17 protein-coding genes are annotated in these 24,927 nt (G+C 70.1%); 3 read left to right on the top strand and 14 right to left on the bottom strand.

Features of this window, described 5'->3' with window-relative positions:
• Positions 1-3: 3 nt before the first annotated feature.
• Positions 4-393: a DUF779 domain-containing protein gene (locus tag D7X74_RS07890; protein WP_120532312.1), complete on the bottom strand. Its 390-nt coding sequence runs from the start codon at positions 391-393 to the stop codon at positions 4-6.
• 2 nt (positions 394-395) lie between these two features.
• Complete coding sequence (locus D7X74_RS07885) at positions 396-1,922, bottom strand: aldehyde dehydrogenase family protein (protein WP_120532311.1); 1,527 nt, start codon at positions 1,920-1,922, stop codon at positions 396-398.
• A 178-nt stretch (positions 1,923-2,100) separates the two neighbouring features.
• On the opposite strand from D7X74_RS07885, the gene D7X74_RS07880 reads away from it, so the two are divergent.
• Positions 2,101-4,479 (top strand): TonB-dependent receptor, encoded by a 2,379-nt coding sequence (locus tag D7X74_RS07880; RefSeq protein WP_158622195.1) that lies wholly within the window; start codon positions 2,101-2,103, stop codon positions 4,477-4,479.
• A gap of 32 nt (positions 4,480-4,511) precedes the next feature.
• On the opposite strand, the gene D7X74_RS07875 is transcribed toward D7X74_RS07880, so the two are convergent.
• Together D7X74_RS07875 and D7X74_RS07870 are read right to left on the bottom strand one after the other, a co-directional pair.
• On the bottom strand, positions 4,512-5,006 hold the full coding sequence (locus D7X74_RS07875; protein ID WP_120532309.1) for a hypothetical protein: 495 nt from the start codon (positions 5,004-5,006) through the stop codon (positions 4,512-4,514).
• A gap of 185 nt (positions 5,007-5,191) precedes the next feature.
• Entirely contained in the window at positions 5,192-6,796 is a 1,605-nt protein-coding gene (locus D7X74_RS07870; protein ID WP_120532308.1) for a CocE/NonD family hydrolase, read from the bottom strand.
• Between the two features lie 722 nt (positions 6,797-7,518).
• Here D7X74_RS07870 and D7X74_RS07865 point away from each other — a divergent pair.
• The gene (locus tag D7X74_RS07865; RefSeq protein WP_120532307.1) at positions 7,519-9,447 is read left to right on the top strand and encodes a serine/threonine-protein kinase; all 1,929 of its coding nucleotides are present in this window, start codon (positions 7,519-7,521) and stop codon (positions 9,445-9,447) included.
• A 75-nt stretch (positions 9,448-9,522) separates the two neighbouring features.
• On the top strand, positions 9,523-10,833 hold the full coding sequence (locus D7X74_RS07860) for an AarF/ABC1/UbiB kinase family protein (RefSeq protein WP_120532306.1): 1,311 nt from the start codon (positions 9,523-9,525) through the stop codon (positions 10,831-10,833).
• A gap of 18 nt (positions 10,834-10,851) precedes the next feature.
• Here the strand turns inward: D7X74_RS07860 and D7X74_RS07855 are convergent, their stop codons facing one another.
• From D7X74_RS07855 to D7X74_RS07810, 10 genes are all read right to left on the bottom strand, one after another.
• Entirely contained in the window at positions 10,852-11,256 is a 405-nt protein-coding gene (locus tag D7X74_RS07855) for a response regulator (RefSeq protein WP_120532305.1), read from the bottom strand.
• A gap of 456 nt (positions 11,257-11,712) precedes the next feature.
• Positions 11,713-12,513: a dienelactone hydrolase family protein gene (locus D7X74_RS07850; protein ID WP_233602017.1), complete on the bottom strand. Its 801-nt coding sequence runs from the start codon at positions 12,511-12,513 to the stop codon at positions 11,713-11,715.
• 175 nt (positions 12,514-12,688) lie between these two features.
• The gene (locus D7X74_RS07845) at positions 12,689-13,750 is read right to left on the bottom strand and encodes a methyltransferase (protein WP_120532303.1); all 1,062 of its coding nucleotides are present in this window, start codon (positions 13,748-13,750) and stop codon (positions 12,689-12,691) included.
• The gene (locus tag D7X74_RS07840; protein WP_120532302.1) at positions 13,747-14,892 is read right to left on the bottom strand and encodes an aminotransferase class V-fold PLP-dependent enzyme; all 1,146 of its coding nucleotides are present in this window, start codon (positions 14,890-14,892) and stop codon (positions 13,747-13,749) included. The genes D7X74_RS07845 and D7X74_RS07840 overlap by 4 nt, the downstream gene beginning before the upstream one ends.
• Positions 14,889-15,857, bottom strand: a complete 969-nt coding sequence (locus D7X74_RS07835; RefSeq protein WP_233602016.1) for a tryptophan 2,3-dioxygenase family protein — start codon at positions 15,855-15,857, stop codon at positions 14,889-14,891. Before D7X74_RS07835 ends, D7X74_RS07840 begins: the two co-directional genes overlap by 4 nt.
• Positions 15,858-16,076: 219 nt before the next feature.
• A complete protein-coding gene (locus D7X74_RS07830; RefSeq protein ID WP_120532300.1) occupies positions 16,077-16,496 on the bottom strand; it encodes a response regulator in 420 nt (139 codons plus the stop codon).
• Positions 16,489-19,455: a response regulator gene (locus D7X74_RS07825; protein ID WP_120532299.1), complete on the bottom strand. Its 2,967-nt coding sequence runs from the start codon at positions 19,453-19,455 to the stop codon at positions 16,489-16,491. The genes D7X74_RS07830 and D7X74_RS07825 overlap by 8 nt, the downstream gene beginning before the upstream one ends.
• A 4-nt stretch (positions 19,456-19,459) precedes the next feature.
• Positions 19,460-20,620, bottom strand: a complete 1,161-nt coding sequence (locus D7X74_RS07820; protein ID WP_120532298.1) for an FIST signal transduction protein — start codon at positions 20,618-20,620, stop codon at positions 19,460-19,462.
• 34 nt (positions 20,621-20,654) lie between these two features.
• Positions 20,655-22,535 (bottom strand): cytochrome C, encoded by a 1,881-nt coding sequence (locus D7X74_RS07815; protein WP_120532297.1) that lies wholly within the window; start codon positions 22,533-22,535, stop codon positions 20,655-20,657.
• 267 nt (positions 22,536-22,802) lie between these two features.
• Positions 22,803-24,662 carry an ATP-binding protein gene (locus D7X74_RS07810; protein ID WP_120532296.1) on the bottom strand — a complete coding sequence of 620 codons (1,860 nt, stop codon included), beginning with the start codon at positions 24,660-24,662 and terminating at the stop codon, positions 22,803-22,805.
• Positions 24,663-24,927 lie beyond the last annotated feature (265 nt).

The following is a 24,927-nucleotide window of genomic DNA, read 5'->3' as shown; positions in this document are numbered from 1 at the left end:
TCGTCAGTGCTGGACGCCCTTGAGCGGAGGCCCTTCGGCTTCCATCGCCCGGTACTCGTCGTCGGTGAACAGGCGCGAGCGGATGAGGAAGCGCACGCCTTCGGGGGCTTCGACGGAGAAGCCACTGCCGCGACCGGGCACCACGTCCACGGTGAGGTGGGTGTGGCGCCAGTACTCGAACTGCGACCCGGACATGTAGAAGGGCGTGCCGACCACCGCACCCAGGTACACGTCCTCCTGGCCCACGCGGAAGTCGCCGCGCGGGAAGCACATGGGCGCGCTGCCGTCGCAGCAGCCGCCGGACTGATGGAAGAGCAGCGGACCGTGGAGGCCCTGCATCTTGTGGAGCAGGGCCTCGGCGGCCGGCGTCACTTCAACGCGCGGAACAGGCATCCCTAGAAGAAGCCCATGGGCTTGGCGTCGTAGCTGACGAGCATGTTCTTCGTCTGCTGGTAGTGATTGAGCATCATCTTGTGGTTCTCGCGGCCGATGCCGGACTGCTTGTAGCCGCCGAACGCCGCGTGCGCGGGGTACAGGTGGTAGCAGTTCACCCAGACGCGGCCGGCCTGGATGCCCCGGCCCATGCGGTAGGCGGTGTTCGTGTCGCGCGTCCACACGCCGGCGCCCAGGCCGTAGAGCGACTCGTTGGCCTGCGCGAGCGCGTCGGCTGCGTCCTTGAACTTCGCCACCGCGACGACGGGGCCGAAGATCTCCTCCTGGAACACGCGCATTTTATTATTGCCCTCGAAGATGGTGGGCTCCACGTAGAAGCCCTCCGCCAGCGCGCCGGGCAGCGCCTTGCGGCCGCCACCGGTGAGCACCTTCGCGCCCTCCTTCTTGCCGATGTCCAGGTAGGAGAGGATCTTCTCCAGCTGATCATTGCTCGCCTGGGCGCCGATCTGCGTCGCGGTGTCCAGCGGGTTGCCCTGCACGATGCGCTTCGTGCGCTCCACGGCCTTCTGCATGAACTCGTCGTAGAAGCGCTCCGCGACGAGCGAGCGCGACGGGCACGTGCAGACCTCGCCCTGGTTGAGGGCGAACATGGCGAAGCCCTCCAGCGCCTTCTGGGCGAAGTCGTCGTCCTTGGCGAAGACGTCCTCGAAGAAGATGTTGGGGGACTTGCCGCCCAGCTCCAGCGTCACCGGGATGAGGTTCTCGGAGGCGTACTGCATGATGAGGCGGCCCGTGGTCGTCTCACCCGTGAAGGCGATCTTCGCGATGCGCTTGTTGCTCGCGAGCGGCTTGCCGGCCTCGATGCCGAAGCCGTTCACGATGTTGAGCACGCCGGGGGGCAGCAGGTCGCCCACCAGCTCCACGAACTTCAGGATGGTGACGGGCGTCTGCTCCGCGGGCTTGAGGACGATGCAGTTGCCGGCCGCGAGCGCGGGCGCCATCTTCCACGCGGCCATCAGCAGCGGGAAGTTCCACGGGATGATCTGCCCCACGACGCCGAGCGGCTCGTTGAAGTGGTAGGCGACCGTGTTGTCATCCAACTGGCTGAGCGACCCCTCCTGCGCGCGGATACAACCGGCGAAGTAGCGGAAGTGGTCGATGGCGAGCGGCAGGTCGGCGGCCAGACACTCACGGATGGGCTTGCCGTTGTCCCAGGACTCGGAGACGGCCAGCATCTCCAGGTTCTGCTGCATGCGGTCGGCGATCTGATTGAGGATGTTCGCGCGCTCGGCGGCGGGCGTCTTGCCCCACGCATCCTTGGCCGCGTGCGCTGCGTCCAGCGCGTTCTCGATGTCCTCCGCGGTGGAGCGCGGGACCTCGCAGAAGGGGCGCCCGTTCACGGGGCTGATGTTCTCGAAGTACTGGCCCTTCACCGGGGGCACGAACTTCCCGCCAATGTAGTTGCCATAGCGGCTCTGGAACTGGACCTTGCTGCCCTTCTGACCCGGTGCTTCGTAGACCGTCGACATTCGCGCGACTCCTGTCCTGCGGTGGGTTTTGAAGACGAACCGACGATAGGCACGTGACGCTCCGCGTTATGCGAGGGGCGCGGCCTGTTAATGTCTGTTAATGATCTGCGAGGATGCGCAGACGGGCGCCCGCAGAGCCTGCCTGGGGCCGAGGGACGCAAGCGTGGATGGGAGTGGGATGACCTGGGTCGCCAGGGCTGCACTGGCGGCCTTGCTGGCCTGCGGGAGCGGGGCTCGAGCGAGCAGTGACATCGTCGGCACCGCGGTGGACGTCTGGGAGGAAGCTCCGCTCAAGGACGTCCAGGTCTGGGCCCACTCGCCTTCCCAGGACGTGTCCCGGTTCGCGCGGACGGACGCGCAGGGCAGATTCCACTTCGCCCAGCTTCCTCCGGGGACCTACTCGCTCCTGTTCTCCACGGAGCAGGACAGGTCACGGCACCGCTACCGGGTTCTCCGGAAGGAGGACGTCCTGCTGCGGGACGGAGTCACCCTTCGCGTCGACGCGGCGCTGGTGGAGGAGTCCGGCACCATGATCTGCTTTGGGGGGCGCGACCGGGATGTGAACAGGTCGAGGACGGACTGGTCGCTCACGCCTTCGTACCTCGGGGGCTTCGCGGTGGGACGGTCCACGCCGGTGCAGGGCGCGGTGCGCTCGCTCGACGGACTCCTCGCGCTCGCGGCGGGGGGGCGCACGGACGCCTCAGGAGCGGGCATCTCCTTCCATGGCGCCTCCGCCTTCGAGAATCGCCATGTCCTGGAGGGGATCTCCACCAGCGATCCCTCGTTCGGAACCAATGCCCTTCCGCTCAGCACGGAGCTGCTCGGGTCCTTCCTCCTGACGACGGGGGGATACACTCCGGAGATGGGCCGCGTCTCCGGTGGCCTCATCGAGGCGACGCTCCCCACGGACGCCACTCCCCTCGTGGACCTCGCGACCCTCGACACCGTCGAATACGACGACGCCCTCGAAGCCGCCAAATCCCTCCATGGCTCCGTCTTCGGCTCCTGGGCGCCGGGTGTGTTGGAGGGCCCGCGCGCGTCCGACACGGGCACGCTCCAGCACCTGGGGGACTTCGGGGCCACCGTCGGTGGACCGCTCATCCCGGAGCGTTTGTCCTTCTTCGCGGGCGTCACCCCGGCACTCAGCCGCGTGGCGACGCCCCGGTCCGCGCAGCAGGGCGAACCCTCACGCTTCACCGACCAGCGCAGCGTCCAGGCCCTGGCGAAGCTGACGTATTCGCCCAGCCTGGCCCATGTCCTGTCGCTGTCCTGGGTCACCACGCCCGCTTCCCTGAGAGGCGCCAGTCCCCCCGTGGGGGATGCCTGGACGGGAAGCGGATCCGACAGCACCACCACGCTGATGGCGCTGGGGTATTCAGGGTACCCGGGCCCCGTGCAGGTGGATGCACGGGTGGGCTGGCTGCGACAGCAGGGCTCCGACGCGGCCTTCCCTCATGAACGGGAGCGCCTCCAGGCCAATGCCCGCACCACGTACCGGCTCAAGGCCCTGGGCGCGCATGTCTTCCGCGCGGGGGCCGACGCGGAGTTCCTGCGTGATGCGCCCCTCGGAGCGAGCGCGACCAGCCAACAGGTCGGGGTCTTCGTGCAGGACTTCTGGGACGTGCGCGACTGGTTCGCGGTCAATGGAGGGGTTCGCTACGACGTGCAGTGGTTGAGGGACACGGACGGCGGGCCCGCGCTTCGGCTCGGGCGCCCCTTCTCCCCGCGCCTGGGCGTGGTCCTGGACCCGTCTGGCAGGACCTTCTCGCGGTTCTTCGCTCACGTCGCGAAGGTCCAGGGGCCGGTCCTGCTGGGCCTGCTCACGCCCCCGTCCTCCCGTGTGTCGCTGGCGCCGGGGCTCGTGGCGCCGTCCTCCACGGAGTTCCTCGCGGGCGTGGAGCTGCCCCTCATGAGCGAGGACACGCTGGGCGCGACCTATACGCACCGCCGACTGGAGACGGGCCTCCGGTCGTTGAACCGCGACGACGGCGGCCTCGTCCTCGTCAATCCAGGGACGGGCCTGGGGGCGGACCTGCCGGAGGCGCGGCGCACCTACGAGGCGGTGATGCTGGAGTGGCGACGCACGCTCCGCTTCGGCTGGCAGGCCCAGGTCAGCTACACGTGGTCGCGGCTGCGCGGCAACGACGCGGGACTGATGCTGCTGTCGGATGCGCGGGGCGTGCCCCGGCTCGTCACCGACACCGAGGCCCGTGAGCCGGACGCCCTGCTGCCGGCGGACCGTACCCACATCCTCAAGGCGTTCGGCTCCCGGGAGTTCAAACACTCCCACCGCCTGAAGTCGGTCCTGGGCCTGTCCTATCTCGGAGGCTCCGGTACCCCCGTCGACGGTGTGGCCGAGCGCCTGCCGTGGAGCCACACCGTCAATGTCCATGTGGACGTGCGCTACCGCGTCGACCGCGTGGCCAATGCCTCCTTCAGCCTGGATGTCTTCAACCTGCTCAATGGCCAGGCGGAGACCCGTCTGGATGTCGCGGGAGCGCCCTTGCGGTACCCGCTTCCCCGGCAGGTGCGAATCGGGGTCCGGTACACCTTCTGAGCCTTCAGGGCGGAGCGTGGAGGGAGTGGGTCCTACTTCGCGGCGACCGTGGCGGACTCCACCTTCTGGATGAGCTCCCACTCCAGGTCGGTGTCGCGGGTCGTCGGGTACAGCCCCGCGTTCTGGATGACGTCGTTCTTGTACACGTTGCGGCCGTCGGCCTCGCGCGTCTGCGTGCGCTCATCGCGCTGGAAGTGGACGGTGCTCTGGCCGGGGACGCGCTCGACGCCCGTCACGGAGTAGCGCGCCCAGGTGGTGCCCAGGGACGTGGGGGTGCCGATGAGGAGCCACTCGGTCTGCGCGATGAAGCCTTCGCGGGAGCGCTCATCGAGGGTCTTGATGGAGAAGCCCTTGTCCTTGATCAGCGCGAGGGCCTCGGGCCAGACCTCCGCGAGGGGCTTGCGGTACACGTGGTCGCGCGCGGTGTCTTCCTGAGCGACCTGCTGGCGGACGGCGGCGCAGCCGGAGCCCGCCAGCGAGAAGACGGTGGATGCCAGCAACGCGGCGGTTCGGAAGGATGGCTTCATGGCGTTCCTGTTTCCTTGGGAAGGTGGCGCCAGGACTGTCCCTGGCGCGGGGCCCAAGCGCCAAGCCTCCGGACACGGTCGGGACGACTACCCTTCAAGACGCAACCATCCGCCGTGTCTTCGCCCAAGCCCGGAGGCCGACGCGCGCGGTTTCAGCACCGGCGCGCGCCGGCACGGGACTCCCATCAGCGCAGCGGCAGGTCCAGCCAGGACGGGCCGCGGAGCGACAGCTGTGCTCCGACGTTGTTGGCGCCCAGGTAGAGCGGGTCCTGGGTGTCCACGACGAGCGCGAGCTGGTGCAACGCCGCGACGTCATAGGCCGTGGCGGGGAACTTCAGGTCCAGGTCCACGGGGGTGCCGGGCGTGGCGCCGGTCCAGGTGAGCGGCACGTGGGTGATGAGGCCACCGAAGTCGCCGGTGACGTCATACAGGTACGCGACCACGGTCCCGGAAGAGGCGGACGGCGTGATGCGCAGGCGCAGGGTGGCCGAGCCACGGATGGCGATGGACCGGGTTGAAAGGGCCGACGTCCAGACGCCCGCGTTGAGGCGGTTGACGCCCGGCAGCCAGACGATGGGCGGAATGCCGGTCAGCGCCTGGAGCCCGTTGGTCAAGAGCGCCACGCCCGCGTCGGCGGTGGTGTCGAACGCCCAGACGGTCCTCGCGGCGCTTGAAGAGGGCGTGCCACCCAGCGTGCCGGTGCCATCCAGCAGGCGGATGGCGCCCAGTCCGTAGCGCTGCGTGCTGGAGGCGACGGCGGCCCATGACGCGTAGCCCTCCACCGCTCCGTTGTACGTGCGCAGCACGATGGGCGCCTCGTGGGTGATGCTGGGGTCCACGCCCGCGACGTGCGCGTCCATCCAGCGCGTGACGCTGCTCCAGACGTGGTTGGGAAGCCCGAACAGGCCGGTGGCCTCCACGACGGCGTGGTCACCCGGCGCGAGCTCCAGTCGCTTGGGCCCCGTGAGCTGGCCGTAGAACTCCACCAGCTGGTTGGGCGGAAAGAGGCTGTCGCCATAGGCGTTGGCGATGAGGATGGCGGGCGCGTTCGCGTTGATGCGGGACAGGTAGGTGCTCGCGGAGCGCACCCGGCCCCAGGCCTTGATGCCCGCGATGTCGCGGTTGGCGTAGTAGTTGTCGATGGTCGTGCGCAGCTCCGGGCCAGGCCTGCCCAGCAGCCGTGACGTGAAGTCCAGCAGGCCCACCGCCTGCGGTCGCCGGGTCTCCCCGCCGAACAGCGAGGCCACCAGGTCCGTCCAGCCGGACAGCGCGGCCACGGCCTTCACGCGCGGGTCGAACCCGGACGCGATGAGCGAGATGCCAGCGCCATACGAGACCCCCGCGAGGCCGATGCGCGAGCCGTCCGCGGACGTGTTCGCGAGCAGCCAGTCGATGATGCGCGACGTGTCCGCGATGTCCGCGGGGCCTGCCGTGTCGATGCCACCCCCCGAGGCCCAGAAGCCTCGCGGCGTATAGGACAGCGCCACGTAGCCCCGCTGCGCCAGCGCGCTCGCCTGGGCCAGGTACTCCAGGTCATTGAGCCCCCAGCTGGAGATGAAGACGATGGCCGGGTGCGGCCCCGGCGTCGTCGGCGCGATGTAGTTGGCCTTGAGCACGGTGCCGTCGCCCGCGGTGATGTCCACGAACTTGAAGCCGGTGGTCGGCACCGCGGCCACGACGGCACGCGCGGCCGTGGCCTGGACGGGAAGCGCGACGCCCGCGAACGGCGCGAGCAAGGCCAGCAGGAGGAACGGCAGCGGGAGGACCCGCGATGGAACACGCTGCGACATGGGACACCTCAAGTGGGGGAAGCCTTGAGAAGAGGGGAAGACCTCTAAGATTAGATAGAGGCGCACTCACGGTATGAGCAGATTGATTCCCGAATCAAGGCCCCGGCAGGGGTCCATCCCAATCGCAGACAAATGTTTCAAGGCATGGCAGGGCACCGTCGGTCCTGGTCGGTCCGAAGCCCGGGAGCCCCCGGCATCCACGGAAGACTCTTCATTCCTGCGGGCTTTGTCGTGCCTCGAACAGGTCGCGGATCCGCGCGCCCCTCGCACGGCGTCAGCGGCTTCCACGCGTCCACCGGGAGCCGCGCGAACACGGCTTTCTTCGCGAGTGAACGAGGTGTTTTCCGCTCTCGTTGGTGATGTTGATGAACACTGGAAACCCGCACGCACGCCTGTCATCGTGTGGGACTGCGCGTCGCGGTGGCGACGTTGAAGGGGCGTGAAGGCGGAAGTCGGTCAAGGTTGGGCGGACTGAACGTATTGAGTAGCAGGGCGGAAAATTATCCCGTCCCGGGGCTGTAAAAACTCCCCGAAACCGAAGGGTGTCTCCGGATGCGCTGGAACACGGGTCGCGAAGGAGTGTCGGAAAAGCGAAGCGGATCAACCGTTTGGCGCGACCGTCCGCGCAACCCTGAAAATCCCGGGTCCTGGCACACCGCTGGCATCCGCTCCTGACGCTGTCCCAACCCCCGCTTCGCTTCGGCAGGTCCCGGTCCCCCTCCGTGCTCGCTTCGTCGTCCTTCACCTGTTCCTGTGGTCAGCCCCACTCCGACGCGGAGGCGTGTCCCACGCTGATGCGGGGGCTCGACACCGGTGGCACCCTGCTCTACGCGGGCACGCCTCCTCCGGGACCGGTCGCGGCGCTGCCCCTGACGCCTTCGCCCCTGTCGTCGCCCACGCCCATCGTCCCGTCGCTGGTGGGCCAGGAGTTCGGCCGCTTCCGCGTGGTGCGCGAGCTGGGGCGCGGCGGCATGGGCACGGTGTTCCTCGCGGAGCACACGCTCATCCAGAAGCGCGTGGCCATCAAGGTGCTGCACGCGCACCTGGCGCAGGCGCCGGAGCTGGTCGCGCGCTTCCTGTCCGAAGCGCGCACGCTCACGCTGGTGCAGCACGAGAACGTCGTCACGCTCTACGACCTGGACTCGCGCGACGGTCGCCCGTACCTGGTGATGGAGTACCTGGAGGGGGACAGCCTGGCCCAGTTCGCGCGCGGCCCCATGGCCCCGGCGCTGGTGGTGGACCTGATGACGCAGGTGTGTGACGCGCTGGGCGCCGCGCACGCGCACGGCATCGTCCACCGCGACCTCAAGCCCGCGAACGTCTTCCTCGTGCCTGGCCCCGGTGGCCGGCACCGCGTGAAGCTGCTCGACTTCGGCATCGCCAAGCTGCTGTCCCGGCCCGCCGGTGAGATGACCACGGAAGTGGGCGTCCTGCTGGGCACGCCGGAGTTCATGGCCCCCGAGCAGTGCGGCGACGGGCTGGTGGATGCCCGCAGCGACATCTACGCGGCGGGCGTGCTGGCCTACCTGCTGCTGACCGGGCAGGTGCCCTTCTTCGGCCGCACCGCGGCGGAGATCCTCGTCGGCCACCTGCAGAAGGAGCCGGTGCCGCCGCACGAGGTGTGCGCCGCCGTGCCGCAGGCCCTCTCCAAGGTGCTGCTGCGCGCCCTGGCCAAGCGCCCCGAGCACCGCTTCGCCTCCGCCGCGGAGCTGAAGGCCGCCCTGGAGGCCTCGCTCGCCCCGCCGCCCGCGCCGCAGGTGCCGAAGCTGTCCGCGCTCCTGCGCGGCACGGGCGCGCAGGCCTCCCTGGAGCTCCAGGGCGAGTGGGTGGGCCGCACCGGCCTCTTCTTCCCGCTGGCCTCCCCTCCGCCCGCGCTCCTGTCGGACGTGTCGCTGCTGCTCCGGCTGCCCGGCGGCGAGCTGCCCTGCACCGCGCAGGTGGTGCGCCATGTGACGGCCGAACAGGCCCAGGCGTGGCACATGTCCCCGGGCTTCGGCGTGCAGCTGCGCGACAGCGGCCCCGGCTTCCAGGCCTCGCTCGCCCAGCTGCGCCACGCCACGCGCCCCCTGTCCGCGCAGGCCGGGGCGGCCGCCGCCCTGCCCACGCCGGAGGACACCCAGGCGGAAACCGTCCTCCAGGCTTTCCGTCGCCGGCTCGCCGGGGACCCGTACGCGGTGCTGGAGCTGCCGCGCGACGCCACTCTGGAGTCGGTGCGCACCGCCGCCCAGCGCGCGCGCGGGGCCCTGGAGCTGCTCAAGGCCCGCCCGCTGTCGGACGCCCAGCGCGCCCAGGTGGAGCGCGCCCTGGAGCGCGTCGCAGGGGCCCTCCACACGCTGGGACACGTGGAGCGCCGCGTGGAGTACGACGCGACGCTGGGCAACGTGGAGGGCATCGAGCGGTGCCTCGCCGCGGGCCTCACCGCCACGATGCTGGAGCAGTGCCGCCGCCGCTTCCTCGCGGGCAACACCGGCCGCGAGGGCCGCGCCGCCGTGCACCGGCTGTCCGGGGACGCGCTGGCGTCGGTGGGCCGGCTGGAAGAGGCGCTCGCCGCCTACGAACAGGCCGTCCGCGCGGACCCCCTGGACCTGGAAGGCCTCAAGCGCTGGCGCTTCCTCCGGGCCCGGGTCCAGGGCTCGGCTGCTCCCCGGTAGGGGGGCCGGCCCCGCATCTGGAGTGGGGTCGCCTTGCGTATGGGAGGGGAGTCCTCGTTAATCCTCTCCTCTTCCATGGCTTCCGAACCCGACGACAAGCTTCCGCCCCAGGGGCGGTTCAACCGCCTGCGCAAGCTGGCGGGCCTCTCCATGCACGTGGGCTCGGAGGTGCTCAAGACGGGCGCCAAACACCTCGCGGGCTCCAGCCCGTCTGAGCTGCTCAGCCTGGGCACCGCGGAGAAGCTGGTGGCCACGCTGGGGGAGATGAAGGGCGCGGCCATGAAGCTGGGCCAGGCGCTCTCCATGGACCAGGACCTGCTCACGCCCGAAGTGCGGCAGATGCTGGCGAAGCTGCAGAACCAGGCGCCCGCCATGTCCTACGCGCAGGTGTCGCGCGTGGTGAAGGAGGAACTGGGCGCGCCGCCGGAGGAGCTGTTCCGCGAGTTTTCCCGTGAGGCGCTGGCCGCCGCGTCGCTGGGGCAGGTGCACAAGGCGGTGCTGCACGACGGCCGCGCGGTGGCGGTGAAGGTGCAGTACCCGGGCATCGACGCGTCCATGGTCCACGACATGGACAACCTGGGCCTGGTCGTGAAGACGGTGTCGAAGACGTCGCGGATGATGGACGGCACCGCGTACTTCCAGGAGTTCCGCGACGAACTCATGCTGGAGCTGGACTACCGCCGCGAGGCGATGCTCGCCGCGGGCTTCGCCCAGAGCGTGGCGAAGCTGCCGGACCTGTACGTGCCGCAGGTCATCGTGGACCGGAGCGCCCGGCGCGTCCTCACGCTGGAGTTCCTGGAAGGCCAGACGCTCAAGGACTGGGTGACGACGTCCCCGGACAACGCCGCGCGCTTCCGCGTCGCGCGCCAGCTCATCCGCGCCACCTACGGGCCCTTCCTGGACGCGGGGGAGATCCACGCGGATCCGCACCCGGGCAACTTCATGGTGATGCCGGACGGGCGCATGGGCCTCTTGGACTTCGGCTCCATCAAGCGCTTCAGTCCGGGCTTCGTCGCCTCCAACCGCCGCATGTTCCACCAGGCGCTGCGACTGGAGACGCTGGACGTCCTGGCCCTGTGCCGGGAGGTCGGCTTCACGGTGGAGTTGCCGGAGCCGGAGGCGGAGGCGCTCTTGCGCGAGGTGCTGCACATCGCCGGGCGGCCCATGCGCGCGTCGCCGTATGACTACGGCACCTGCGACATCAACCGCGACCTGCGCAACCACTTCACGCGCAACGCCGCGCGCTTCCTGCGCATCAAGCCGCCCCCGGAGGCGATGATGTTCTTTCGCGCCACCGGCGGGCTCGCGCAGAACCTGCGCCTGCTGGGCGCGCACGGCGACTTCCGGCAGGTGTTCCTGGAGGTCGGCGCCCTCGTGGAGGCGTGAGGGCGCGCGGGGACGGCGCTACTTCGCGGGGGCCTCGGCGGCGCGCGGGCGCTTGTGCAGCCGCTCCAGCTTGCGCGCCAGGTCCGCGCCCTGCGTGCTCTTGGACAGGTAGCCGTCCGCGCCCGCCGCCAGCGCCAGGGCGCGCAGCTTGGCCTCGTCGGAGGCGGAGTAGAGGACGAAGCGCGTGTGTTCCGGGGCCTGCTGCCGCGCCAGCGCCAGCACCTTGTCGCCGCTGAGCGCCGGGATGTTCACGTCCAGGAGCACCAGGTCCGGCGCGGTGGTGCGCACCAGGTTGGAGACCCCCAACGACGAGCGGTGCGTGCGCACCTCGAAGTTGTAGGAAGACAGCGTCCGCTCGGCCAGCGCGAGCTGGTCCGGGTCATCGTCCACGATGAGGACGCGAATCTTGGACTCCGACGACATGGTGGCTCCCCCTGGAACCGACAGTTGGGGTGTCCCGATCACGCCGCCCCAGAGACCAGCGCGTCAGGCACCCCCGGAGTATCGCCCAAGCGTCTCCCGCCTGACCAGCGTCCCTGGAATTTTCTGGAATGTTTCATCCTGGATGGGGCCCCTGTACCTGGAGGGTCGGGCCGTTCGTGCCGCTCATCGTTCACTTCTCGTGGATCGCCTCCCACGAGGACTCCCGATGTCCACCCAGGACGTCGTCTCCAGGTTGCGCCAACGCAGCCAGCGCCTGGCCGGCCGCCAGCACTCCCAGGGATGACGCGGAGTGCGGCCGGGCGCTCGGCGATGGACGCCGCGCCCACGCGAATGCCCTCTGCGTGGACCGTCCCGTGCTGTCGCAATGACAGACACCGGGAGTCCCCCGTGGCTGGCACGGGGGACCCTGGCGTGAAGCGATGAAGCCGGGCTGCTTCAGGGCGCCAGCGCGGGGTCCGTCTCCGCGTCGTGCCGGGGCTGGCCCAGGTGTTGGAGGAACCATTCCCCGGCGAGCTCGGCCACCCGCTCCAGCTCCGCGTCCTCCTGGAAGTGGTGGGTCGCGCCCGGGATGATCTCCATGTGCTTCTGGGCCTGGAGGTCGGCGTAGGCCCGGCGGTTGATGTCCAGGCCCAGCGTGTCCGCGCCGCCCACCAGCAGCAGCGTGGGCGCCCGCACCCTGGGGAGCACCGCGCCGGCCAGGTCGGGCCGGCCGCCCCGGGAGACGACGGCGCCCACCAGCTCCGGACGGCTGGCCGCGGCGGACAGCGCCGCGCCCGCGCCGGTGTGCGCGCCGAAGTAGCCCACGCTCAGGCCGGTGGTGTGGGGTTCGCGTTGCAGCCACCGCGCCGCGCCCGCCATGCGCAGGCCCAACAGGCCCATGTTGAAGCGCAGCTGTCGCGTGCGGCGCTCCTCCATCTCCTCGCTGGTGAGCAGGTCCAACAGCAGGGTGCCCAGTCCCATCGCCTGGAACAGGCGCGAGGTCTGCGCGAGCCGGGGACTCTGGCGGCTGCTGTCGCTGCCTCGCGCCAGCACCACCACGCCCCGAGCGCCCGCGGGCACCGCCAACCGCCCCCGCAGGAGGACGGCGTCATCCACCGGCACCATCACCTCGCGCTCCAGGTGCGTGCGCGCCGCCGGTGTTCCTCCCCGTGTCGCGGGAGCTTCCCGCTGCTGCTCCGACGACGCGTGGTCCTGCCGTGCTGCCCTCAACCCCGTTCGTGACCGGGGACCTGTCATACAGGCTCCTCCCGTCTGCGTTTGGCTGACCTGCGACTGAGGGCAAGTTGAGCACCCGCCCGGCCGCTGTGACCTGTCGGAAGGTCCAGGTTGTCCGCCGTCCGACACCGCATTGTAGGGAGGGAGGAGGCCCGGGGGAACGACCCACCCCGGAGGGTGGGGCCGCTGTCGGATTTCAGGGCTTCGTGGCCACCACGAGCTCGAAGGGGCCGGGCCGCACGTGCGCGTCGCGGAAGCCCGCGGCGGTGAGCGCGTCCAGGTAGAACTCCACCTCGCGCAGCCGGCTGGAGCACGCGTCCACGCCGATGAGGAAGTAGGACCAGAAGAACTGCGCCGCCAGTCGCTCCGGCGTGCGGAACTCCTCGCAGATGAGCACGCGGCCCCCGGAGGGCAGCGCGGCGAAGGCGGCCTGCATCAACTGGCGCGCCACCTCCGCGGGCCAGTCGTGGAGCACGCGCACGAACGACAGCGCGTCGTAGCCCTGCGGCAGCGGCTCGCGCAGGAAGTCCCCGCCCACGAAGCCCAGGCGCTCTTGCGGCAGCCCCGCGCGCTCGCGCGTGCGCGTGACGAGCGCCTCGGTGGCGGGCAGGTTGTAGACGTCCACGGAGAGCGCCGCGTGTTCGCGCAGCAGGTGCTCCGCGAGCGTCCCGTCACCGCCGCCCACGTCGAGCAGCCGCGCCCCGGAAGGCCACAGCGCGCCCGCGTGCGCGCGGAACGTCTCCAGGATGGGGCCCAGGCCCGCGGCCATGCTGGCCTCGAAGCCCTCCACCTGTTCGGGCGTGCGCGGAGGCCAGTCGAAGGAGGCGGCGGACATGGAGTGCTGTCCGCGCAGCACCTCCGGAAGCCGGCCATGCAGCGCCTTCCAGTCGTACTTCTCCCGGTCGCGCTCCAGCGCGCGAGGCCCCAGCACCGCCTCCGCCGCCGCGCGCAGCCCTGCCACGCCCCGGTAGCGCGTGTCCTCCAGCGCGTCGGTGGGCTGTTCGCGCTGCACGAGCCCCAGGCTCTCCAGGCAGTCGAGGAACTTGTACAGCCGCTGCGGCACGAAGCCGTGCCGCGTGGCCAGCGTCCCCAGCGTCACCGGCCCGGGCTCCAGTTCGTCCAGGAGGCCCAGTCCCAGCGCCGTCTCCACCACGTCCAATGCGCGCGCGCCGTTGAACAGCAGGTGCAGCAGGGCACGCGGCGACGTGGGCTCGCGCGGGGGAAGGGCGGAAGGGGAGGATGACAGCGCCGCGCTCATGCGGCCTCCTTGCGCTGCTCTTGGAGGAGCGCGTCCATGAAACCGTCCACTTCTTCCAGCGTATTGTAGAAGTGCGGCGCGACGCGCAGGAAGCCCCGGTGGCTGCAGATGAAGCCGCGCGCCACCAGCCGCTGCATCACGCTCACGTCGCCGGGGAAGCTCAGCGCCACGATGCCGCCGCGCTGGTGCGGTTCGCGCGGCGTCACCACGCGCAGGCCCGCTTCATCCGCGCGGGCCATCACCCGCGACGTGAGCTTCAACGAGTGCTCGCGCACGGCGGTGATGCCCACGCCCTTCAGGAGCTCCAGCCCCGGCCGCGACAGCAGCACCATCAGCGGCGCGGGCGTGCCGCCCATCATCCGCCGTGCATCCGGCGCCCAGTCCTCCGCGGCCTGGAAGGCCAGCGGCGTCGCGCCGGCCAGCCACCCGGTGCTCGCGGGCCGGAGCGTGGGCAGCAGCTCCGGACGCACATACAGGAAGGCGGCCTCGGAGCCGCCCAGCCACTTGTGCGCGCCGCCCATGAGGAAGTCCACGTCCAGCGCGCGCACGTCCACGGGCACCGTGCCCACCGACTGGTACGCGTCCGTGGCGATGAGCGCCCCGGCCGCGTGCGCCGCCTTCGCCACGCGCGCGATGTCCAGCAGCGCGCCAGTGGAGAACGCGGCGTGCGACACGCAGACCAGCCGCGTGCGCTCGTCGATGGCCGCCTCCAGCGCGGCCTCATCCACGCGGCCGTCGCGCGACGGCACCACCACCAGCTCCGCTCCGTAGCGCGCGAAGCCCTTCCAGATGAAGGGCACCGTGGGGAACTCCAGGTCGGTGACGACGACGCGGCGGCGCTCGCCGCTGAAGTCCAGGCAGGTGCCCAGGCGCGACAGGTGCGCGCTCAGGTTCAAGTCCAACGCCACGGACGCGGGCGGCGCGTTGATGAGTTCCGCCACCGCGTCCGCGTAGCCCTGCATCTGGGACAGCCATTCATCCCAGACGGCGTCGCGCCACGTGCGCATCGTGGTCCAGTACCGCGCGAGCACGCCCTCCACGGCCCGGGGCATCGCCCCGGTGGAGTTGCTGTTGAGGTAGGTGCAGGTTTCAAGCAGGGGATACTCCGCGCGCAGGGCCCCCGGGAGCACCCCTCCGCTCACGTCTGGTTCCTCAGCTCGTGGGGATGGGGATACGCGGTCGGCGCGCCGTGGGCGTGCATCGGGGCCGGTGCGCCGTGGGCGTGCATCGCGGCCGCCGCGTCGTGGGCGTGCATCGCGGTCGGCGCGCCGTGGGCGTGCATCATCGGGCATCCGCCCCCGCGAGGCGCCGCGTGCGCATCCGTCCCGCGCGCCGCGCCCGTCGCGTAGCCCCCCTCGCGCTTCCAGCTGTTGGTCATCTCCACGCGCACGTCCCACAGCGCGCGGAACAGCGGCAGGGTCATGCGCCCGGCCAGCACCTGCGTGGGCAGGCCGTCCAGCGCCTTCACCGAACGGTCCACGCCGATGGTGCGGCGCACCAGCTGGAAGTGCGCGTACAGCCAGCCCTGGAAGGCCTCGTCCATGGTGACCAGGTTCTCGCAGACGTGCTTCAGATCCTCGTGCCCCCCGGCCGTGTAGATCTGCATCAGCGTCACATTCCGCCGCTCCAGCATCCGCTCCATCGCGGACTCCAGCCCCGTGGCCGCCAGCCGGAACGTGTTGTAGCCCGGCGACTCCTGCCCGCTGCCGTTGCCCAGGCTGCGGCGGATGACCTGGTACGCCTCCGGCGTCATCGTCTCCAGGATGGCCATCTCAGAGGTGATGCACTGGAGGATGCGCTGCACCCGAGCCAGCCGGGCGACCACGGCCCACAGCGCGTCCCGGTCCAGCTCCGCCACCACTTCCACGATCTCCCGCGACGCCAGCTTCAGGTACAGCTCCTGGGACTGGTGGACGATCTGGAACATCAGCTCGTCGTGCGACACGCGCTCCGCTTCCGCGGACTGCAGGCCCAGCAGCGTCCCCGTGTGCAGGTAGCGCTCGTAGTCCAGCTCTCCCTTGCCCACCCACTTCTTCAGCATCGGGTTGAAGAGCGGCTGAGTCAGCTCGTGCTTCAGTTTTTCCGCGTGGCTGTAATCAGTGGACATGAACATAGCTCCCTCCGGGGTGCAGGAACGTATGAGTGCTGGGTGGAATGCGCCCCGGTTCGGCGGGAACAGTGAGCGCGGAAAACTCTAGAAGCGACTACCTTACAGGGCTTTCTGTAGAGTTCAAGATGTCAGCCCTACTTGGTTATCACTTTCCGAGATTTTTCTCGCACTGCAAGGCAGGGTGGCCCGAGGGGTCGGGCGCACCCAGGGTGCTGCTCACCCCTCAACAGGTGAGGGATTCCGGCCCGGCGTAGCGGGCCGGGGCTTCAGGCGCATCGCGTTGAGCTTCTGGGCCAGGTCGGCGCCCTGCACGCTCTTGGAGATGTAGCCGTCCGCGCCGGAGGCGATGGCCAGCGAGCGCAGCTTCGCCTCATCTGACGCGGAGTAGAGGATGAAGCGGGTGCCGGGGGGGGCGTACTGGCGCGCCAGCCCCACGACCTTGTCGCCCTTGAGGGCGGGGAAGTTCACGTCGATGAGCACGAAGTCCGGCTCGGACGCGCGCACGATGTTGGACACACCCAACGCGGACGTATGGGTCTGCACTTCGAACCCGTACGCGCTCAGCGAGCGCTGCACGAGGTCGAGCAGGTCCGGGTCGTCGTCCACCACCAGGACGCGCGGTTTTGGTTCAGCCATGGCTTCTCCCTAGGTACTGACGAATCGTCTCGATCAACTGATCGCGATCCAGGGGCTTGGTCAGGTAGGCCGTGCAGCCGGCCGCCTGGGCCTTGTCCTGGTATTCGCGCCCCGCGTGGGCGGTGACGGCGATGACGGGCACATTCTGCCCATCCGGCAACGCCCGGAGCCTGCGGGTGACTTCCCAGCCGTCGAGTCTCGGCAGGGACAAATCCATGAGGATGAGGTCCGGCACGTCGGCTTTCGCGCGCTCCAGGCCCTGCTCGCCGTCCTCCGCCTCGATGAGGTCATACAGCCCGCCCAGGTAGCGGCGGACGATGTCGCGGTTCTGCTCGCTGTCCTCCACGTACAGCACGCGGGGCAGCTTGCCGGCGCTCGCGGCCCGCTGGGACATGAGCAGGCCCTTGGCCTGGGAGATGACGTCCTCCAGGGCCGTGCCGCCCTTGCGCACGAAGCCGGCGAAGCCGTCGCGCAGGAGCGTCTCTTCCTCGCCGGTGAGCGTCTTGCCGGTGAGCACCACCACCGGCACGGACAGCTTCTCCGCGCGCAGCCGGCGCAGCACCTCGAAGCCGTCCAGGTTCGGCATCATCAGGTCCAGCACCACCAGCGACGGCGGGGACACGCGCGCCTTGAGCAGCGCGTCCTCGCCGTTGCGCGCCTCGTTGGTGGAGAAGCCCGCGCGGCGCAGGTTGCGGCTGACCAGTTCGCGCGTGGCCGCGTCGTCGTCCACCACCAGCACGTCGCCCGTGGCGGCCGTGGCGCCCGCGGAGGCGAGGCTCTTCTGCACCACCTCCACCAGCCGCTCCGGCTCCACCGGCTTCACCAGGTACTCGCACGCGCCCAGGCTGAAGCCGCGCGCGCGCTGCTCCTCCACGGACACGAGGATGACCGGGATGCCCGCCAGGCCCGGCTCGCTCTTGAGCTGGCTCAGCACCGACCAGCCGTCCATCCGGGGCAGGTGGATGTCCAGCAGGATGGCCTGCGGCTTGAGCTCCCGCGCGAGCTTCAGCGCGGCGATGCCGTCATCCGCCGTCACCACCTTGAAGCCCGCGGGCTCCAGCTGTCCCGTGACGAGCTGCTGGATGAGCGGATCATCATCCACCACCAGCACCGTGCTGCCCGGCCGCGCCATGGGCGCGAGCTTCTGCGCCACGTCCTGGATGGGGACCAGCCGCTCCGTCGCATGCGGGCTGTTGGCGCCCACCGTGGTCGCCAGCACGTCCGGCAGCCGCACGGTGAAGGTGGAGCCCCGGCCCAGCGTGCTCGTCACATCCACCGTGCCGCCCAGCACGCGCGTCAGTTCGCGCACGATGGCGAGCCCCAGCCCCGTGCCGCCCACCTTGCGCGTGGTGGAGCCGTCCACCTGGCGGAACTTCTCGAAGATGAAGGGCAGCTGGTCCGCGGGGATGCCCACGCCGGTGTCCTCCACCGTCATCAGCATCTCCCCCGAACCCGCGGGCACCACCGTGAGGGCGACCTCGCCCGTGTCGGTGAACTTGGCCGCGTTGCTCAGGAGGTTGAGCATGATCTGCCGCAGCTTGAGCGCGTCCGTGCGCACCTCGTGCGCCTCCGGGTCCACGTGCACCGTGAGGGCGACGTCCTTGCCCTTCAGGTACTCCTTCACCGTGGCCATGCACTCGTCGGCCAGCTCCTGCACGTCCACCGGTTCGGTGACGACCTCCACGCGGCCGGCTTCAATCTTGGACAGGTCCAGGATGTCGTTGATGAGCGCCAGCAGCGTCTTGGCGTTCGTCTTCACCACGTTGAGGTCGCGCCGGCCGTGCGGCGTCAGGCGGCTGCCCTCCTCGCGCATCAACAGGTCGCAGTAGCCGATGATGCCGTTGAGCGGGGTGCGGATCTCATGGCTGAAGTTCGCCAGGAACTCGCTCTTGAGCCGCACGGCGCCTTCCGCCTCGCGCGCGCGCTCCTCCTCGTTGCGCTTGGCGACGGAGAGCTCCTGGGCCAGACGGTCCAGGTCCTCGTTCTGCTGACGGATGATCTCCATCTGCAGCGCGCGCTGCTGGTAGCTGGCCAGCGACCGGGCGGACACCGCGCGCGTCTTCTTGATCTCCTCCAGGCTGGCGGCCAACTGGAGGTTCGCGGCCTCCAGCTCCTCCTTGGAGGCGCGCAGCATGGCCTCGTTCTGCTTGCGCTCGGTGATGTCGTCGGTGACGCCCATCACGAAGCGCGCGATGCCGTGCTCGTCCAGCAGGGGAATCTTGCGCGTGGCGAAGATGCGGTCCTCGCCGTCCGCGCGGGCCACCTCCTCGAACGTCTTCATCTTCCGGGTCTCGAGGATCTCCGTGTCGATGGCGACGAACGAGTCCGCCTGGTCATGCGGGAAGTAGTCGTGGTCCAGCTTCCCCAGCAGCCATTCCTTGGTGACCTTGAAGGCGTCCGCGAACGTCTTGTTGGCCACCACCAGCCGGCGCGTCTGGGCGTCCTTCACGAACAGCACGAAGGGCAGCGCGTCGATGATGTTGCTCAGCAGGTAGTTGGTCCGCTTCAGCTCCACGCCCGTCGCCTGGTGCTGGGCGCGCTCGGCGTGCAGGCGCAGCTCGCGCGCGACGACGAAGGGCAGGTGTCCGTAGCGGTCCTCGGTGACGTAGTCGAGCGCCCCCAGCCGCATGGCGGTGTCCAGCGTGGCCGGGTTCCACGCGGGCGAACTCACCACGAACGAAAGCGACAGCCCGCGCTGCTGCCACGTCGCGTGGACGGCTTCCCAGGACAGCCCCGGCACTTCCGTGCCCACGAGCACGAGCGCGTAGGGCCGCGCCAGGGCCTGCTCCAGCGCCGCCTGCGAGCACGCCTGCTCCAGCGTGAGCATGGAGAGGATGTCCTCGCGCTCCAGCGCGTCGCGCATGGCGCGCGTTTCGCGCTCGCTGCCCACCAGGAGCAACGACAAGGTGTACCCCAGCGGTGCTTCCGCGAGCGCCACGTCGAACGGTTGGTTGGCCATGTGTCTAGTTGGAACCGAACGCCAGCACGGTCAGCGTGGTGTTGATGTGGAAGCCTGAGTAGATCTCGAACTGCACGTTCATCCCAGCAGCGGACGGTGCGAGCTTCAACGCTTCGGAGAGCTGGGGCACCACACCGGTCGCGTTCGCGTACCACATGCGTCCGCTGCAGTGGAACAGGAGGGCGGCCTGGGGGTTCTGGACCCGCCTGGGCAGCTCCTCGGCGAAGAAGTCGCGCGTCATACCCGCCAGGTCGCCTGCCTTCATCAAATCCAGCTCGCTTCCCTCCTCCAGCAGGTTGGCGAACAGGATGGAGCCGTCCTCCAGGGGCCGCCACGCGGCGCGGATGAAGTACTCGCGGCCCACCTTCAGCGCGGTGGGGCGCACGGCGAAGCCCTTGGGCTTGCCGAACTCCAGCTCGTCCGGGGTGACGCCCAGGATTTCGGCGTAGCGCTTGGCGGCCGGGAAACCGTCGATTTCGAGCGCGCGCGTGTGCGTCTCATCCACCTTGGTGATGGTGAGCCGCTGGCCGGTGGGCACGTACCAGTGCGAGCGCAGCGCGGCCCAGGGCGCGTTCGTCTTGAAGAGGGCCACGAGCACGCCGTCGCCGGCCACTTCGCCATCCACGTGGATGAGCGCGGACTGGCGCGAGGGGTCCGGCTCCGAGTCGCTGGCGCCGCCGCCCACCAGCACCAGCGTCTGGTTCTTCTCCAGGATGCCCAGCAGCAGCTCTTCTTTTTTGTAGCGGAAGCCGTCGTCAATCACGAGGCCCACGTACCGGCGCGCGTCCAGGTCCTGCTGGCGCACGCCCAGCTCCTCGCACGCGCGCTTGATGGCCTGGGCGCCCGCGGCGATGGCGTCGCCGGTGAGGCCGCTGCCCAGGCCCAGGCCCACCTCGAAGTCGCCGGACAGCGCGCCCAGCACCACGCTGTTGGTGTGGATGCCGTTGTTGTCCAGCTCCCCGGCCGTGGTGGCGCCCACGAGCCGGGTGTCCTTGGGCAGCCGCTCCCGCACCGCGCGGTTGAGCGCGCGCTGGTCGCGCTGGCGGGAGGCGAACAGCGTGACCAGCTTCGGCGGGGGGCCGTGAAGCTGTCGTAGGAGGTCCTCCGCGGCGGCGACTGGATCCGTGAGGGTGGAGCGAGCCGTCTGCATCTTCACGCTGGCCATGGAGGACCTTCCCTTGCGAACCGGGCTTGGGCGGCTAGAGGCCGCTGCCCGGGTGTGTCTTGTGACAACTGCCGGTGCACTGCTGGAACGATTCGCGACCGCCACCGACATACATGCTTTCGATGGGGCCGAAGGACTTCACGTGGCTGTCCGGATAGCTCTTGTGGCACGACAGGCAGGCGGCCTTGCTGGTGCGCTGGGTGGTCTCCTTGTCCAGGTGGCAGGAGGAGCACTTCTCCAGGGGCGCGTCGAAGCGGTTGGAGCGCGAGTGGATGAAGTGCGTGCGCACGAAGATGGGGCCTTCCAGTTCGAAGCCCAGCGGAGCATGGCACGACGCGCACGCGGCGCGGTTGTCGTTCGCATGCAGCACGGTGCCCAGCTCGCCGCCCTTGCTGTGGCAGCTGTTGCAGGGACCGGTGGTCAGCCTGGCCTCGGTGTGGGTCTTGGTACCCACCTGGATTTCGATGGTGCGGGAGGCGGGCAGGTCCTCGCCCAGGAACACGCGGCGGCCCTTGGCCGTCACCAGGTACGTGCCCGGCTTGGCGTCCGCGGGCAGGTGGTAGGTCCAGGTGTCGCTCACGGGCGCGTCCCAGCGGCCGTCATTGGGGAAGAAGGCGCCGCCGAAGAGCTTGTTGGCGGGCGGGAAGGTCATGAACTGGGCGTAGACGCCGTCGCGCGCCGGGGTGGCGATGGTCTGCACGTCCTGGGAGTCGTCGAGGAACGCGTCCAGGTCGACGATGCTCCGGATGGGCTTGATGTCCTGCGCAGGCCCGATGAGCTGCGTCATCATCATCCGTTCACGGTGCTTGCGGCGGTAGTACGTGGCGGTCGGGTCGAAGAAGGCCTGATAGTACTGGATCCCGGCGGGGTGGCCGGGAGCACCCGGCGGTGCGACCTCATTGTAGGTTGGAAGGCTGCCCGCGGGGTGCAGCCGCTTGCCCTTTCCGTCCTTCAGGGTGAGCTGGAAGGTGACATCCGACCCGGGGGCATACGTGCCGTCCTTGCGGGGCGCCGTCAGGGGCTTGATGTCGATGGCGAAGCCGTAGTCGTACGAGGGCGACGCCACCTGCTGCACGGGGATGTAGTAGGGGGCGAACGGCCGCAGGCTCCAGCGCAGGCGCAGGCCCTTCGTCTTGGACGTGAAGGTGAGGGTCTGCTTCTTCGCGTGCTCGTACGCGTTGCGCACCTCCACCAGCGCCTCCTCCTCGAAGGCCTTCGCGCCCGAGCAGTCCGTGAGGCTGCGACAGTCGCGCGTCCACTGGATGGCGCGCAGACGGCGGATGAAGAAGTCGTCGCGCTCCGTGCGGCGCGTCTCCTCGCTGCCGATGTTCAGCAGCACCGGCGGACCGGTGAGGATGCCGCGCGCGTCCACGGGCTCCACGGTGAAGAGGCTGGTCGCCTTCATCCAGGCCGCGTCGCGGTAGAAGCGGCGGCGGGTGAAGGTCCCGTCCGGGTTGGACAGGCCGACGAACTCCTCGTCCGCCTGGCGCACACCGCCCCACCCGATGGCCAGGAAGTCGCTGTTCTGGCGCAGGCCGTTCACGCCCTCGTCCACGGTCGCGTTGATGGAGGCGCGCAGGTCGATCTGGTTCACCCAGAACGTCTGCCCGGCCTTCACCTTCAGGGGCACGCCCTCGCCGTTGTCCACCTCCAGCGCCAGCGCCACGGGGGCCGACCCGCCGTTGCCGCCGCCCCTGCGGGCGTCGTCGTCCGTCACCGCCTGGGACTGGGACGCGAGCTCCAGCGGGGCGACCTGACCGTCCAGGGAGGTGGAGTCCTCCGAACCTGAAGCGTCCTGTCCGCCGCACGCCAGCGCCAGGCCCGCCATCGCTGCCAGCAAGCTCGCGCGGCCCGCGGAACCCACGCGGGAAGAAGTACGAGTACACCGCGCCCTGAAAGCTCCAACTGCGACCATGGGGGACTCCTCGAAGGCTTGATTGCGGACGCTTACAGTCACAGCGTCGCGTTCTGGGGACCCGGTAGCCCTTCCGTCGGGGGGACGGTGGCGGATGAGGTCCGACTCAAAACCGGCTTTTACCGGGAGCGAGTACTTTTAGCCGTACGAAGAATATCCACAACGAACAGATCGATTCAACTTCTGAGAATATTTCCGCTCAGAGGAGAACCCGATTGTTTGGGACTGGATGGGAGGGGTGCCTGGGGCACAACCCACCCGGACGGGTCAGGCCCGAATCGCGGCGGCGACATCCGCCGGGGATTCCGGGATGAACGGGAGTTCGACAATGAACTCGGCCCCTTCGCCCTGGCAGCTGTGGACGCGGATGGTGCCGCCGTGGGCCTCCACGAGCTGCCGGACGATGTAGAGGCCCAGGCCGAAGCCGGGGGCGCGGCTGTCGGTGGTGACCCGCTCGAAGCGGGCGAAGAGGCGCTGCTGGTCTTCCAGGGGGATGCCGGCGCCGTGGTCGCGCACGACGAGCCGGGCCCGGTGGGCGTCGTGCTCCACGCGCACCTCCACGGGCTGGCCCCGGCCGAACTTGAGGGCGTTGCTGACCAGGTTGGTGAGGACGCGGTCCAGGCGCTGGCGGTCCCAGCGGCCGCACGCGGCGCCCCGGGCGTGGACGGTGAGGGCGCAGCCGGCGGCGGTGGCCTGGTCCTCGTGGCGGGCCACCACCTCGCGCGCCAGCTCCGCCAGGTCCATGGTGCGCGCTTCCAGCTCCAGCCGGCCTCCGGACAGGCGCGACAGGTCCAGCAGGTTGTGCACCAGCCGGCCCAGGCGCTTGGTCTCGTCCTCGGCCAGCAGCAGCCCTTCGCGCAGGCGGGGGTCCTCCGCGTTCGCGGGGGCGCACTGCAGGCGCAGGCGGCGCAGGCGCAGTTGGAGCGAGCTCAGCGGGTTGCCCAGGTCGTGCGCCGCGACGCCGATGAGCTCCAGCGCCCCCTGCGTGGCGGCGAGCAGGCGGGCGTTGTCCAGCGCCAGCGCGGCCCGGGCGGACAGCTCCTCCAGGAAGGCCTGGTCCGCGGCGCCGTAGTGGCGGTGCGGGCGGGTGGACAAGAGGCACAGCGCGCCCAGCACGCGGTTGTCCACGATGAGCGGCACGCTCAGGGCGGAGCGCACGCCCAGCGCGCGCCACAGCTCGCCGTAGGTGCTGTCGTTGACGGACGCGGGCAGCCGCTCTGGATCCACCTCCGCGAAGCGCTCCGCGCGGCCGGTGTAGACGACGCGGGCGGGGCCGGGTTCGTCGCGCGCGGGGCGGCGCAGGAGGGGCTCCCACAGCCGCGTCTGGGTGGCCGCGTCCGCGCATGTCACCGCGCCGGGGCGCACGTGGCCGTCCTCGCCCGGGAGGTAGAGCACGCACGCGTCCGCGATCTCCGGCACGCACAGGCGGGTGAGGTCGGCGCCCAGGGCCTCCGCGCCGGCCTGGGGCTGCAGCACGCGGCCGGCCTCGGCGAGCAGGGCCTGCATGCGCTCGGTGCGCTTGCGCTCGGTGATGTCGCGCGTCACCTCCGCGAAGCCCTGCAGGCGGCCCGCGTCGTCGTACAGCGCGGTGAGCAGGCTCTCCGCCCAGAAGCGCGAGCCGTCCTTGCGCATCCGCCAGCCCTCGGACTGCAACCGCCGCTCGCGGGCGGCGCGCTCGCGGTAGGAGGCGGGCACGGCGCGGGACACCGCGTCCGGCACGTGCAGCAACTCCACGTCCTGGCCCACGATGTCCTCGGACGTCCAGCCGGTGAGCCGCTCCGCGCCGGTGCTCCAGCAGGACACCTTGCCGTCCGGCTCCAGGAAGCACAGCGCGTAGTCGGACACGCCATCCATGAACAGGTGCAACCGCTGTTCACTCTGCAGCCGCTCCGCGTGCATGGGGCCCAGGGCGTTTCTGAGCACCATGCCCAGCGCGGCCACGCAGCCCAGGCCCAGCAGCGCCACCAGCAGCGTGCGCAGGTCGGAGTCGCGCTGCGTGGAGAGGGCGTCACCCGCCGCCAGCGTGTGGGCCGCGGACACCATGGTGGCGAGCAGGATGAGTCCGGCCAGAAGGCACACGGACAGACCCGCCCCGACCCGCTGAGCGAAGGTCCAGCGACGCAGCATGTGGCACTCCCCCCCGACGGCACCGAGCGCTTCTGTGCAGAAGGACCCGCAGCATCACTGAAAAAGTAGGGCGAATGACATCGCACTCCCGGGCAGGGTAGTCATTAACCCATGCTTTCCAGGAATACCGGGGTAGGATGCCCGGCGCCGCCAGAGAAGAAAAGTTCCTGGCAGGCGGGTTCTTGCCGGGGTGTCCACCGGTGGACACCTGGAAATCGGGCGGAGATCCAGAGAGGGGCCGCCGCTCACGGGGCCGGCGGTGGGG

The organism is Corallococcus sp. CA047B (assembly GCF_003612065.1).
GTDB classification, from domain to species: Bacteria; Myxococcota; Myxococcia; order Myxococcales; family Myxococcaceae; genus Corallococcus; species Corallococcus praedator.
This window is presented reverse-complemented; position numbering and strand designations above follow the sequence as displayed.